The organism is Streptomyces sp. SBT349, from assembly GCF_001083795.1.
Taxonomy (GTDB): Bacteria; Actinomycetota; Actinomycetes; order Streptomycetales; family Streptomycetaceae; genus Streptomyces.
Genome location: NZ_LAVK01000195.1, coordinates 1 through 14104, shown reverse-complemented (window position 1 = coordinate 14104; position 14104 = coordinate 1). Strand labels below are relative to the sequence as shown.

General features: G+C 74.1%; 10 protein-coding genes. 8 read left to right on the top strand and 2 right to left on the bottom strand.

The genetic code is table 11. The features are described 5' to 3' along the window. Window positions 1–665: 665 nt before the first annotated feature. On the bottom strand, window positions 666–995 hold the full coding sequence (locus ADY01_RS22215; RefSeq protein ID WP_049576527.1) for a hypothetical protein: 330 nt from the start codon (window positions 993–995) through the stop codon (window positions 666–668). Between the two features lie 417 nt (window positions 996–1412). Between ADY01_RS22215 and ADY01_RS22210 the strand changes: the two genes are divergently transcribed. The 8 genes from ADY01_RS22210 (at window position 1413) to ADY01_RS22175 (ending at window position 13719) form a co-directional block, all read left to right on the top strand. Beyond that, window positions 1413–3032: an AMP-binding protein gene (locus ADY01_RS22210; RefSeq protein WP_049576524.1), complete on the top strand. Its 1620-nt coding sequence runs from the start codon at window positions 1413–1415 to the stop codon at window positions 3030–3032. A gap of 374 nt (window positions 3033–3406) precedes the next feature. Beyond that, window positions 3407–5500, top strand: a complete 2094-nt coding sequence (locus tag ADY01_RS22205) for an FAD/NAD(P)-binding protein (RefSeq protein ID WP_063784309.1) — start codon at window positions 3407–3409, stop codon at window positions 5498–5500. Beyond that, window positions 5497–6945, top strand: a complete 1449-nt coding sequence (locus tag ADY01_RS22200) for a class-II fumarase/aspartase family protein (RefSeq protein ID WP_049576521.1) — start codon at window positions 5497–5499, stop codon at window positions 6943–6945. The genes ADY01_RS22205 and ADY01_RS22200 overlap by 4 nt, the downstream gene beginning before the upstream one ends. Window positions 6946–7138: 193 nt before the next feature. Next, the gene (gene dxs, locus ADY01_RS22195) at window positions 7139–9100 is read left to right on the top strand and encodes a 1-deoxy-D-xylulose-5-phosphate synthase (RefSeq protein ID WP_049576519.1); all 1962 of its coding nucleotides are present in this window, start codon (window positions 7139–7141) and stop codon (window positions 9098–9100) included. Next, a complete protein-coding gene (gene ispG / locus ADY01_RS22190; protein ID WP_049576516.1) occupies window positions 9097–10251 on the top strand; it encodes a flavodoxin-dependent (E)-4-hydroxy-3-methylbut-2-enyl-diphosphate synthase in 1155 nt (384 codons plus the stop codon). The genes dxs and ispG overlap by 4 nt, the downstream gene beginning before the upstream one ends. 119 nt (window positions 10252–10370) lie before the next feature. Beyond that, window positions 10371–11219: a GNAT family N-acetyltransferase gene (locus ADY01_RS22185; protein WP_049576513.1), complete on the top strand. Its 849-nt coding sequence runs from the start codon at window positions 10371–10373 to the stop codon at window positions 11217–11219. A gap of 63 nt (window positions 11220–11282) precedes the next feature. Further along, entirely contained in the window at window positions 11283–11846 is a 564-nt protein-coding gene (locus ADY01_RS22180) for a GNAT family N-acetyltransferase (RefSeq protein WP_049576510.1), read from the top strand. A gap of 82 nt (window positions 11847–11928) precedes the next feature. Continuing rightward, window positions 11929–13719: a proline--tRNA ligase gene (locus tag ADY01_RS22175; RefSeq protein ID WP_078900503.1), complete on the top strand. Its 1791-nt coding sequence runs from the start codon at window positions 11929–11931 to the stop codon at window positions 13717–13719. On the opposite strand, the gene ADY01_RS22170 is transcribed toward ADY01_RS22175, so the two are convergent. Continuing rightward, window positions 13645–14104 (bottom strand): aminoglycoside phosphotransferase family protein (locus ADY01_RS22170; RefSeq protein WP_049576508.1); only part of this gene is annotated, 460 nt, incomplete at its 5' end. The two genes, ADY01_RS22175 and ADY01_RS22170, sit on opposite strands and share 75 nt — an antisense overlap.

Below are 14104 nucleotides of genomic sequence, written 5' to 3'. Positions count from 1 at the left end.
GGCGTTCGGGCGGGGGTGGCTGGCGGCTCGGCCCGGTCTCGACGGTCGCGGCTCCCATGCGGGGCTCCTTTGTCGTCTTCCTCGAATGGTGATTCCACGCTCCCCTGGGGCAACGGCGGATTCCTCGGCCGCCGGAGCGAACTCGGCGGTACTCCGGGCGGCGGTGCGGGACGGGCGTTACTCCTCGGGGAGTACACCCGTGGGGGGCCGGTGGCGCGGCGTCACGCATGGCGAGGAGCGCACTTCGGCGGGCGCCGCCGCGCGGCACGGGCGCGCGGGGCGCGGGGCGCGGAACTGGCGCGCGGGGCGCGCGGGGCGCGCGGGGCGCGGGGAACGCGCAACGGCGCGGGAAGGTGCGCGTATCCGGCGCCGGACAGCCCAGCGTCGCCGGGTGCGGGCCGTCGTCGGCGTCGCCCGCTTCTGCCGTCAGGGCTTCCGAAGACGCCGTGCTCCTCGAAGTCCGGCGCGTGCCGTGCGACAACGCGGGAGTCGGCGTCGTCGTGGAGCGGGACCAGGGCGAGGCGCGGCGGTGTTCTCCGGCCTCGGCCATGCGGTGGCGCACGGCGCCCGTCCAACGCCCCGCGTTCTGCGGCGTCTTGGCGTCATCGATGGCGCGAGCCGCGCGTTCCCGCTGCTCGGTGCGGGGCGGTGTCCCCGTTGCCCGGTCAGGGTGAGGGGGTGAAGCCGGCGGATCGGTCGAGGCGGAACGGGGGGCCGGGTGTCGTGGGGATCCAGCCCTCGCGAAGGGCGCGCTGGATGGCCCGCGCCACGTCGGACGGCAGCACCGGCTTGGCCTCGCGCCCGACCCAGTTGCCCGGATGCGGCTGGTCCGTGGTCACCACCAGCGTCGTCCCGGGGGTGTCCGCGTCTTCCACCGCGAACGTGCACGGCGTCCAGGACAGGGCCTGGCAGTAGCTCGGCTTGCGTCGCAGCCGCCAGCGGTAGGCCGTTCCGTCGACGACGATGCGCCGTGCTCCCTTGCGGACCAGTGCCATGGCTCCTCCTCGCCGCGCTCGCGCGCCCGCTCGTCCGTCGCTCCCCAGGACGAGTGGCCGCCCGTGTCCGTTCCCCCTCCGGACCGCGGGGCACCACGCCGTTGGCGCGGACCAGCGCCGTCGGCGCTGATGTGACGCAGATCACCGCCGTCGAGGTTGGACGTTCCCCCGCCACACCTGTCACGCTTTTGGCACGTTCGCCTTGCCCAGGAAGAGCAACGGTTCGAGGGCAGCGGTCACTTCCCCCCTCTTCCGGCGAACTCCCCTTCTGCGTGCGATCGCCCATCCTTCTCCACCGACGAACACCTCGCGTCAGGCGCGGAGGCCCCTCGGCCTCCGCGCCTGACGTGTGTCCAGGGCCGTGCCCGGCACCCGGCTGTGAAGCAACTCGCCATCGACAGACAGGGATTACCTCACATGGCCCTGCGATCCCGTCCCCCGGCCCACATCGGTCTCGTCTTCGACTGGCACGCCCAGAAGCGGCGGCAGACGGTCGTGCACCTCGACCGGCCGTTCGACATCGCGCCCGAGGCCGGCACCCGCTTCGACGCCGAAACGCTGGCGGGCCTGGTGACCGAGGTCTCCGACTGGCTGTACGAGGCGGGCCTGCGTTTCAACGAGCGCGTGGTGATCGTCAAGGAAAACCACTGGGACATGGTCATCATCGCCGCGGCCGCCGCCAGGATCGGCGCGCTGCCGTTCGTGATGGCCCCGATCCGGTCCGTCGAGACCATCCGCACCATGATCGAACGCGCCGCCGCCGACGTGGTGGTGGCCGGCGCCGGCGTGCTGGACCGGGCGAGGGCCGCCGGAGTGGAGATCGTCGAGCCCGGAGTGCCGATCATCGCGCTCGGCGAGCCCGAAACCGGCCTGCCGCCGGACGCGTTGCGCCTCGACACGCTGCGCGGGGGGGCGCGTGCGCCGGTGCGGGTGCGGTCCGATGACGCCCCGATGATCGTCACCCACACCTCGGGCACGACCGGCGTCCCGAAGCTGGTGATGCACTCGGCGTACACCGCGCTCGGCGCGCTGCCGTACCGCATGGAGTCCACCCGGCTGCCGCTGCTGACGTCCGGCCGCGAGGACATCGTCGCCAGCGCCATCTCGTTCGCCCACATGCGCGGACTGTCCTGGACACGTTCGCAGTTCTCGCTCGCGCCCCGGCGCGTGGTGGTGATGTCCGACCCGTCCCTCGGCTCGGTGGAGCGGGTGCTCGCGGCCCAGCGGCCGACCTCGCTGGAGGCGCTGCCCAACGTCTTCCAGCTCTGGGAACAACTCGTCGACACCAGACCGGAGTTGTTCGCCCGGGTGCGCCGATTCATCAGCACCTTCGACGCGTTGCACCCGCGGACCGTCCGCCGCTTCCTCGCCGCCTCCGGCACCCGGTTCCCCGTGTGGGTGTGGGGGCTGTGGCAGTCCGAGGTGGCGGGCATCTCGGCGAACGTCTTCACCCGCAGGACCGTGCGGGGCGTCGGCACCGGCCGGGAGGGCGCCACCAACGTCGGCTGGCCCACGCTGGCGCGGGTGCGGGTGGTGGACGCGGAGACCGGGAAGGACTGCCCGCGCGGCAAGAGCGGCATCCTCATGGTGAAGTCCAAGACCCGCTGCCTCGCCTATGTCGGCGAGGACGACCGCCACGAGGCGAAGGTCGACGGCGCCTGGTGGAACACCGGCGACGTGGGGCAGCGGCTCGGCTTCGGGCGGGTGCGGCTGGTCGACCGCGAGGTCGACATGGTGCCGGGCATGAGCTGCATCACGCTGGAGAGCACGCTGCTCGACCGGCTGGACCGCGCCGCCGAGGTCGTCGTGCTGAGCATGCCGGAGGGACCGCCGGTCCCGGTGCTGTGCATGCGCGACAACACGCTGGACCCGGCGGAGTGGGAACGCGCGACCCGGGGACTGCCGGACCTCGCCGAACCGCTGCTGGTGCCCTGGGAGGACCTGCCCCGCACGGCGACCTGGAAGGTCAGGCGCGTCGAGCTCAGGGAGATGCTCTTCGGCGAGAAGCGCGGCATCGGCACCGGGCAGTGGACATGACCGCCCACCCGCCGGGGTGACGACCGGGGCCACCGGGGCAGCCGGGGCCACCGGGACCACCGGCGAGGCGAGGCATCGAACGGAGGGGAGGCCGCGGCGGCGGCCTCCCCTCTGCGCGCCGTCACACCCCGGCCCGGCGCGCACGACCGCACCTGTTCAGACCCACCGCCCGGCCGCGCGGCCGGGTCCCGCGGAGCGACCGGCGGAAGCGCCGAAACACGAGGGAGCAAGAGCGTGAAGACTGAACTGTGGGCCGATACCGCACGACCCGACACCGCACGACCCGACGGCGGGCGGAGCGCGGCGGCACCGGCGCGCGTGGGGTCCACACCGCCGAACCCCGGCGGTGTGACGCAACAGACCAGCGGGTTCTGATGGGACGCGGCGTCATACCCGAGCCGGGCTCCCCGGCCGAGCCGATGGGGCTCTGCGTCGTCGGCGCCGGGCCGCGCGGGATCTGCGTCATCGAGCGGCTGCTCGCCCACGCCTCGCTCGCCGACCGGCCCCGCCTCACCCTCCACGTCGTCGATCCCTGGCTGGACCGGGGCAGCCGGGTGTGGTCCGTCGGGCAGAGCCCCCATCTGCTCATGAACACCATCGCCTCGCAGGTGACCGTCTTCACCGACGACAGCGTCGCCTGCGAGGGCCCGGTCCGGCCCGGCCCCAGCCTGCACGAGTGGGCTCGTTCGGTGGCCACGGGCCGCCGGAGGGCCTACCCCAAGGACGTCCTGGCCGAGGCCAGGGCGATGGGCGAGAACACCTACCCCACCCGGGCCTTCTACGGCCACTACCTGCGGGACATGCTGCGCCGGCTGTGCGATGACGCGCCGCCCGGGGTGACCGTCTCGCGCCATCCGACGCTCGCGGTCGCGCTGGACGACGCGGCGGACGGCACCCAGACCGTCACGCTCGCCGACGGCACCCGCCTGACCTCGCTCTCGGCCGTGGTGCTCACCCAGGGCCATGTGAACGTGGGCCTCACCGCGGAGGAGAGCGAACTGTCCGCGTTCGCGGCGGAGAACGGCCTGTACTACCTGCCGCCGGGGAACCCGGCCGAGGCGGACCTGTCCGCCCTCGCGCCGGGCCAGGGGGTGGCGCTGCGCGGGCTCGGCCTGAACTTCTTCGACCACCTGGCCCTGCTCACCAGCGGCCGGGGCGGCCGGTTCGTGCCCAAGGGCGACGGTCATCTCCGGTACCTGCCCTCGGGCGAGGAGCCGCAGCTGTACGCCGGTTCGCGGCGCGGCGTGCCCTACCACGCCCGGGGCGAGAACCAGAAGGGCGCCTTCGGACGGCACCACCCGGTGGTGCTGTCCCCGGCCACCGTGGAGCGGCTGCGCGCGCGGAACGCCGAGGGCAGGCCCCTCACCTTCCGCACGGACATCTGGCCGCTGATCTCCCTGGAGGTGGAGTGCGTCTACTACCGCTCGCTGCTGGCGGGCCGCGGGCAGGACGGTGACGCCTTCTCGACCCGCTACCTGGCCACCTCCGACGCCGCCGACCGCCAGAAGGTCCTGGCCGACTTCGGCGTCGACCCGGCCGAGGCGTGGGACTGGGACGCGCTGTCCGCGCCCCACGGGCGGCGCACGTTCGCCAGCCCCGGCGCGTTCGAGCGGTGGCTGCTCGACTACCTGCGCAACGACTACCGGGAGGCCAAGGCGGGCAACGTCGGCAGCCCGCTGAAGGCCGCCCTCGACGTGCTGCGGGACATCCGCAACGAGGTGCGGCTGCTGGTGGACCACGGCGGGCTGACCGGCGAGTCCTACCGCCGGGAACTCGAATCCTGGTACACGCCGTTCAACGCGTTCCTGTCCATCGGCCCGCCCGCGCAACGGATAGCGGAGCTGATCGCGCTGGTCGAGGCGGGGGTGCTGCGGCTTCTCGGCCCGGGGATGTGGGCACGGGCCGACCGGGAGCGCGGCACGTTCCGGGTCGGCGCGGACGCCGTCGCCGGCACCGGGCGGCGGGTGACCGCGCTCGTCGAGGCCAGGCTGCCGACCGTGGACCTCGGGCGCGCCTCGGACCCGCTGCTGCGCCACCTGCGCGCCACGGGCCAGTGCCGCGCCTACCACATCCCCGGCGCCGGGGACGGCGGCGAGTACCGCACGGGCGCCCTCGCGGTCACCGACCGCCCGTACCGGCTGCTCGACGCGCACGACCGGCCGCACGCGCGGCGTTTCGCGTTCGGCGTGCCCACGGAGGCCGTGCACTGGGCCACCGCGGCCGGGGCGCGGCCCGGCGTGGACTCGGTGACGCTGGGCGACGCGGACGCCGTGGCCGCGGCGGCCCTGCGCGTGGCCGACGACGCTCCGCCGGCGCCCGGATCCGGTCCGGCGCCCGGATCCGGTCCGGCGCCCGGATCCGTTCCGGCGCACGGATCCGGTCCGGCGCACGGACCGGCGGGCTCGCCCGGACACGCGCCGGCGCACGGATCACCGGCGGCCCACGGACACGAGGAGGGGCGTCCATGACGAGCGACGCCCACGGCATCAACGCGCCCTCCCCGCAGGAGCCGCCGCGCGACACCGGCCTGCTGGCCCCGGTGTGGGCCGGTGGCCGGGGGGCGGCCCTGGTGGGCGACGAGGCGTGGCTGGCCGCGATGATCGAGGCCGAGGTGGCCCTGGCCCGCGCCCAGGCCCACCTCGGCGTCGTCCCCGAGTCGGCCGTCGAGCCGATCGCCCAGGCCGCCAAGGCCCCCGGCATCGACCTGGCCGCGCTGGCGGTCGCGGCCCGCGGCGCCGCCAACCCGGTGGTGGAGCTGGTCCGCCTGTTCACCGCCCGGGTGCGGGAACTCAGCCCGGAGGCGGCCGAGTACGTCCACCGCGGCTGCACCAGCCAGGACATCCTCGACTCGGCGGCGATGCTCCTCGCCGACCGCGTCCTCGCCGGCGTCGACGCGGACCTGGCCGCCACCGCGGAGGCGCTGGCCGGCCTCGCCGCGCGCCACCGCGACACGCCCATGGCCGGGCGCACGCTCGCGCAGCACGCCGTGCCGATCACCTTCGGCCTCAAGGCCGCCGGCTGGCTCGGCCTCGTCCTCGACGCGCGGGAACGGGTGGGGCGGCTGCGCCACGACGGCCTGCCGGCCCAGCTCGGCGGCGCGGCCGGCACCCTCGCCTCCTACCAGGAGTACGCGGCCCTGGCCGGCGTGCCCGCGCCGGAGGAGCACGGTCCGCGGCTGCTGGCCGCGTTCGCCGCGGAACTCGGCCTGGCCGAGCCCGGCCTGCCCTGGCACGTGCTGCGCACGCCGCTGGCCGACATCGGCGCCGTGTCGGCGTTCGTCACCGGCGCCCTCGGCAAGCTGGCGCTGGACGTGCAGCTGATGTCCAGGACCGAGGTCGGCGAGCTGGCCGAGCCGGCCGCCGAGGGCCGGGGCATCTCCTCCGCCATGCCGCAGAAGCGCAACCCGGTGCTGGCCACCCTCCTGGTGTCGGCCGCCCGGCAGGCCCCCGCGCACGCGCTGATGCTCCACCAGGCGCTGCTCGCGGAGGACGAGCGCGCGGCCGGGGGCTGGCACGCCGAGTGGCAGCCGTTGCGCGAGATCCTGCGCACCACGGCCGGCGCCGCCGCCACGGCGGCCGAACTCGCCGGCGGCCTGGAGGTCTTCCCCGACCGGATGCGCGCCAACCTGGCGCTCACCGGCGGCGCCATCGTGGCCGAACGCGTCAACGCGGTGCTCGCCCCGCTGATGGGGAAGCAGGCCGCCAAGGCGTTCCTGGCCAACCTCACCCGAGGCGGGGACACGGCGGGGACGCCCCTGGCCGAGGCCCTGGACGCGGCCCCCGAGGCGGCGCGCGCGCTGAGCGGCACCGCCCTGGACGACCTGCTCGACCCCGCGGGCTACCTGGGCGCGTCCGGTGCCCTGGTGGACCGGGCGCTGGACCGCCACCGCGCCATGAGGAGCGCGAGGGCATGACCCGGTCCACGGCCCCGGCCACCCCGCGGGACGACGTCCGCTTCGCCATGCCGGGCACCGGAAGGAGGGCAGAGGAGGGCATGAGACAGCCCTGAGCGCAGGGCCGCTGCCGCCGCCGCGGTCATGGCGCGCCGCGTGGCCCCGCCGCGGCGCCCGACCGCGGCCGACCCGCACCAACCCCTGGAGGCTCATCATGCACTCCGCTGACGACCGACCACCCGACGCGGACCGCACACCCCTGCTGGACTCGGTCGACGGCCCCGCCGACCTGCGGCGGTTCAGCCCGGCCGAACTCACGTCCCTGGCCGAGGAGATCCGCGGCTTCCTGGTGACCGAGGTCACCCGCACCGGCGGCCACCTCGGGCCCAACCTCGGCGTGGTGGAGCTGACCATCGCGCTGCACCGCGTGTTCGAGTCGCCCCGCGACCGGCTGCTGTGGGACACCGGGCACCAGTCGTATGTCCACAAGCTGCTGACGGGGCGCAAGGACTTCACCGCGCTGCGGCGCCGGGACGGCCTGTCCGGCTACCCGTCGCAGGCCGAGTCCGAGCACGACATCATCGAGAACTCCCACGCCTCCACCGCGCTGTCCTACGCCGACGGGCTGGCCCGCGCCCACCGCCTGCGCGGGCAGACCGACCGGCACGTGGTCGCCGTCGTCGGCGACGGCGCGCTCACCGGCGGCATGTGCTGGGAGGCGCTGAACAACATCGCGGTGGACAAGGAACTGCCGCTGGTCATCCTCGTCAACGACAACGGCCGCTCCTACGCGCCGACCCGGGGCGGCATCGCCGACCACCTGACCACCCTGCGCAGCACCCGGGGCTACGAGCGCTTCCTGTCCTGGGGCAAGGAGACGCTGCGCCAGACGCCGCTGATCGGCAACCCGCTGCTGGACACGTTGCACGGCGCCAAGAAGGGCCTGAAGGACGTGGTGGCGCCGCAGGGCCTCTTCGAGGATCTGGGCCTGAAGTACATCGGGCCCATCGACGGGCACAACATCGCGGCCGTGGAGACGGCGCTGCGCCACGCCAAGTCGTTCCGCGGGCCGGTCATCGTGCACTGCATCACCAGCAAGGGCAAGGGCTACGCCCCCGCCGAGGAGCACACCGCCGACCGGCTGCACGCCGTCGGCGCCGCGCCCGCCGGGGACCGGCCCGCGGGGCCCGGGGGCCCGTCGTGGACCTCGGTGTTCGCCGAGGAGATGCTCAAGGCCGGCGCCGAGCGCGACGACGTGGTGGGCATCACCGCCTCGATGCTGCACCCGGTCGGGCTGCGGCCGTTCGCCGAGGCGCACCCTGACCGGGTGTTCGACGTCGGCATCGCCGAGCAGCACGCCGTCACCTCGGCGGCCGGCCTGGCGCTGGGCGGCCTGCACCCCGTGGTCGCCGTCTACGCCACCTTCCTCAACCGCGCCTTCGACCAGGTGCTCCTCGATGTGGCGCTGCACCGTTGCGGCGTCACGTTCGTCCTCGACCGCTCGGGCGTCACCGGCGACGACGGGGCCTCGCACAACGGGATGTGGGACCTGTCGGTCCTCCAGGTGGTGCCCGGTCTGCGGATCGCGGCGCCCCGGGACGGCACCCGGCTGCGCGGGCAGTTCCGCGAGGCCCTCACGGTCGACGACGGGCCCACGGTGGTGCGCTTCCCGAAGGGGGCGGCGCCACAGGACGTGGCCGCCGTGGACTCGGTGCACGGCATGGACGTGCTGGCCGGGGGCGCGGCCCACAACGGCGTGCTGCTCGTCTCGGTGGGCGCGATGGCCCACCTGTGCGTGGCGGTGGCCGCCGAACTGTCCCGGCACGGCGTCGACTGCACGGTGGTCGACCCGCAGTGGATCAAACCGGTCAACCCGGGCCTCGTCGAACTCGCGGGCGAGCACCGGCTCGTCGTCACCGTCGAGGACAACGGCCGCGTCGGCGGCGCCGGCGCGGCCCTCACCCTCGCCATGCAGGAGGCCGGGGTGCGCACGCCGATACGCGTCTGCGGGCTGCCGCAGCGTTTCTTCGCGCACGGCAGCCGGGATCAGGTGCTCACCGAGGCCGGGCTGACCCAGCACCACCTCGTCGAGCTCGTCAACAAGGAACTGGCGGCGACCGCCTGGGGCAACGCCCCGCTGGCCGCGGCCCCGCCTCTCGTGAAGGAGGTCTCATGACCACCGTTTCGCTCGGAATCCCGTCCGTCCCGATCAAGCTGGCCGAGCGTCGTGCCAGCCGTCAGATCCAGGTCGGATCCGTCGCCGTAGGCGGGGACGCACCGGTCTCCGTGCAGTCGATGACGACCACACGCACCTCGGACATCGGCGCCACCCTGCAACAGATCGCGGAACTGACCGCCACCGGCTGCCAGATCGTCCGCGTCGCCGTCCCCACCCAGGACGACGCCGACGCCCTGCCCACCATCGCCCGCAAATCCGGCATCCCCGTCATCGCCGACATCCACTTCCAGCCCAAATACGTCTTCGCCGCCATCGACGCCGGCTGCGCCGCCGTCCGCGTCAACCCCGGCAACATCAAACAATTCGACGACAAAGTCGCCGAAATCGCCGCCGCCGCCTCCCAGTCCGGCACCCCCATCCGCATCGGCGTCAACGCAGGCTCCCTCGACAAACGCCTCCTCGCCAAATACGGCAAGGCCACCCCCGAAGCCCTCGTCGAATCCGCCCTGTGGGAATGCTCCCTCTTCGAGGAGCACGGCTTCACCGACATCAAGATCTCCGTCAAGCACAACGACCCCGTCGTCATGGTCAACGCCTACCGCCAGCTCGCCGCACGCTGCGACTACCCCCTCCACCTCGGCGTCACCGAAGCCGGACCCGCCTTCCAGGGAACCATCAAATCCGCCGCCGCCTTCGGCGCCCTCCTCAGCGAAGGCATCGGCGACACCATCCGCGTCTCCCTCTCCGCACCCCCCGTCGAGGAGATCAAGGTCGGCAACCAGATCCTCGAATCCCTCGGCCTGCGCGAACGCGGCCTGGAAATCGTCTCCTGCCCCTCCTGCGGCCGCGCCCAGGTCGACGTCTACACCCTCGCCGAAGAAGTCACCGCCGGACTCACCGGCATGGACGTCCCCCTCCGCGTCGCCGTCATGGGCTGCGTCGTCAACGGCCCCGGCGAAGCCCGCGAAGCCGACCTCGGCGTCGCCTCCGGCAACGGCAAAGGCCAGATCTTCGTCAAGGGCAAAGTCGTCAAAACCGTCCCCGAATCCAAAATCGTCGAAACCCTCATCGACGAAGCCATGAAGATCGCCGAACAAATGGAACAGGACGGCGCCGCCTCGGGCGAACCCCAGGTCACCGTCAGCTGACACACACACCACGGGCGCCGGGGGAGGAACCCCCCGGCGCCCGGCCGGGCGGCCCGCCCCCCGGTATCGTGCGAGGCGCCCCCGCCGACCCACGTCCCCGAACACCAAGGTCCCGCCCCGTGCTGACCACACCCACCACTCGGGTCCTGGGCTCCGACGAGCTCAGTGACGTCCTCGCGGTGCTCGACGAGGACCCGGTGGCCAACGCCTTCGTCACCGCCCGCGTGCTGGAGTCCGGGCTCGAAGCCCCCTATCTGGGCGGCGAGATGTGGGGTTACTACCGCCAGGGGCGGCTCACCTCCCTCTGCTACGCCGGCGCCAACCTGGTGCCCATCCGCGCCGGCCCCGCGGCCGTGCGCGCCTTCACCGACCGGGCGCTGCGCCAGGGCCGCCGCTGCTCCTCGATCGTCGGCCCCGCGGGCCCGACCGCGCGCCTGTGGGCGCGGCTCGAACCGCACTGGGGCCCCGCGCGCCAGCTCCGCCCCCGCCAGCCGCTGCTGGCCACCTCCGCCCTGCCCACCGGCGTCACGCCCGACCCGTCGGTGCGGCGGCTGCTCAAGAGCGAGATGGACCTGGTCTTCCCCGCCGCCGTCGCCATGTTCACCGAGGAGGTGGGCATCTCCCCGCTCGACGCGAACGACAGGGGCCTCGCCTACCAGTCGCGCGTGGCCGAGACCCTGGGCACCGGCCGCTGCTTCGCCCGCGTGGAGAACGGCCGGGTGGTGTTCAAGGCGGAGATCGGCGCCGTCACCCCGGACATCTGCCAGCTCCAGGGCGTCTGGACCGCCCCCGACCGCCGGGGCGAGGGCCTGGCGACCGCGGGCCTCGCCACCGTGCTGGCCCACGCCCTCGGCGAGACGGCGCCCGTCGTCAGTCTGTACGTCAACGACTTCAACGCACCGGCCCTCGCCGTCTACCGCCGTCTCGGTTTCGCCCGGGCGGGCACGCTGATGAGCGTGCTGTTCTGATCGTTCCCGGCCATTCGTGACCTCCGGCGCGACTTCCCCAGCCCGGCGCGTTAGCCTCCCCGCATGACACCATCCGCCGGTGGGGCCGCCCCTGACGCACGGGACATCGTCATCGCGCCGATCGACCTGGGGGCCTGGGTGGACGAGGCGCTGGCCGTCCAGGCGGCGGCGTTCGGGCTCAGCCCCGAGGAGATCAGCGTGCGCCGCCACATCGTCCTGCGCCACCTCGCCAGCCCCGGCGCCCGCGCCCTCGGCGCCACCAGCGCCGGACGGCTCGTCGGCTTCGTCTACGGGATGCCCAACGACCGCGCGCAGTGGTGGTCCACCGTCGTCGAGCCCTATCTGCGCAGGGCCGGGAACGACGAGTGGCTGGACGAGTCCTTCGCCATCACCGAGTTGCACGTGCTGCCCGCCTACCAGCACCAGGGGATAGGCCGCCGGCTCATCACCGCGCTCACCGACGGCGCCACCGAGGCACGCTCGATCCTCTCCGCCATCGACACCGACAGCCCGGCCCGCGCGCTCTACCACAAACTCGGCTACCGCGACCTGGCCCGCCGGGTGCTGTTCCCCTCCGCGCCCTGCCCCTACGCCGTGATGGGCGCGCCGCTCCCGCTGCACCGCTGACCGCCGCCTCCCCCGCCCTGGCGCCCGGCGGCGCCCTTATCGCGTGGCGGAACGCGTCGCGGCGCCGCTAGCCTCGTGCGCCATGACGGCCCGAGTCCAGTACCTCTCCTCCTCCCTGTTCACCACGCTGCGCGAGGCCCCGGCCGACGCGGAGACCAGCAGCCACCGGCTCCTGCTGCGGGCCGGCTATGTGCGCCGCGCCGCCGCCGGGATCTTCAGCTGGCTCCCGCTGGGGAAGCGGGTGCTGGACAACGTGGCCCGCGTCGTCCGGGAGGAGATGGACGCCATCGGCGGCCAGGAGGTCCTGCTGCCCGCGCTGCTGCCCCGGGAGCCGTTCGACGTCTCGGGCCGCCACGGCGAGTACGGCGAGCTGCTCTTCCGCCTGAAGGACCGCAAGGGCGGCGACTACCTCCTCGGCCCGACACACGAGGAGATCTTCACGCAGCTGGTCAAGGACCAGTGCACCTCGTACCGGGACCTTCCCCTCATCCTCTACCAGGTCCAGACGAAGTACCGGGACGAGGCCCGGCCGCGCTCGGGCGTCCTGCGCGGGCGGGAGTTCCAGATGAAGGACTCCTACTCCTTCGACACGGACGAGGAGGGCCTGGCCGCCGCCTACCGGCTCCACCGCGAGGCGTACATCCGGATCTTCGAGCGCCTGGGCCTCGACCACCGGATCGTCTCCGCCGTCTCCGGGGCGATGGGCGGCTCGGCCTCCGAGGAGTTCCTCGCCCCCGCGGCGGCCGGTGAGGACACGTTCGCGCACTGCCCCGCGTGCGGCTACGCGGCCAACACGGAGGCGGTCACCGTGCCCGTGGAGCCGCGGGGCCCAGGGCTCGCGCACCCGCCCGCCGAGGTCCTGGACACCCCGGACACCCCCACGATCGACGCGCTGGCCGCGCGGCTGGGCGTGGCCCCCTCCGCCACCCTGAAGAACCTGCTGGTCAGGGTCGACGGCGAGATCACCGCCGTGGGCGTGCCCGGCGACCGGGAGGTGGACCTCGGCAAGCTCGCCGAACACCTGGCCCCGGCCTCCGTGGAGGTCGTCACCGCGGAGGACTTCGCCGGGCGGCCCGACCTCGTGCGCGGCTACATCGGCCCGCAGGGCAGGGCGGGCACGGCGTTCCGCTATCTGGCCGACCCGCGGGTGGCCCCCGGCACCGCCTGGATCACCGGCGCCAACGAGCGGGACCGGCACGCCAGGAACGTCGTGTGCGGCCGGGACTTCGAGGTGGACCGGTACCTGGACGTCGCGGTGGTCGAGCCCGGCGACCCCTGTCCCTCGTGCGGCGAGGGACTGTGCCTCGACCGCGCCATCGAGATCGGCCACATCTTCCGGCTCGGCCGCCGGTTCACGGACATCTTCCGGGTCGACGTGCTCGGCCGGGAGGGCAAGCCCGTCCGCGTCACCATGGGCTCCTACGGCATCGGGATCTCCCGGGCGGTCGCGGCGCTGGCCGAGCAGACCGCCGACGAACGCGGCCTGTGCTGGCCGCGGGAGGTGGCGCCCGCCGACGTGCACATCGTGGCCGCGGGCAGGGCGGTGCAGACGGAGCTGGCCCGGGACATCGCCGAACGCCTCGGAGCGGCCGGCCTCGGGGTGCTGGTGGACGACCGGGCCGAGGCCTCGCCCGGCGTGAAGTTCGCCGACGCGGACCTGATCGGCGTCCCCACGATCCTCGTCGTGGGCCGCGGCGCCGCGGCGGGCCGCGTGGAACTGAAGGACCGCCGCACCGGCACCCGCGAGGAGCTGGACATCGACTCGGCGATCGCCCGCCTGACCGGGCGACCCGCGCGGCTAGAGCCAGGCGGCGAATTCGAGGAGCATCTCGCCGTCCGCGCGGCGGCCGGCGGCGAGGTTGCGCAGCCCTGACTCCACGGCCCTGAACAGCGCCCAGGCGCGCAGGCGCTCGGGGTCCACGTCGACGGAGTCGGCCAGCCGGTTCACCCTGCGCCTGGTGACCGCGGCCGCGCCGGACGAGGCGACCAGGTCGTGCAGCCGGTCGCGCACCAGCCGGGCCAGGTCGTAGGCGCGTTCCCCGACCACGGGCTCGGGGCCGACGGCGAGCCAGGGGGACCGTTCGGCGTCGGAGGCGAGCACCGCGCCCTGCCGGAAGTCGCCGTGCAACAGGAAACGTTCCTCCACGCCGGTGGACAGCCCCTCCCTCAGCCGCAGGGCCTCCTCCACCAGCTCCCCGGCCCCGGCCTCCGCGGCCGGGCCCGCCGCCGCCCGCATCAGCTCCGCCTGCCCCCCGGTC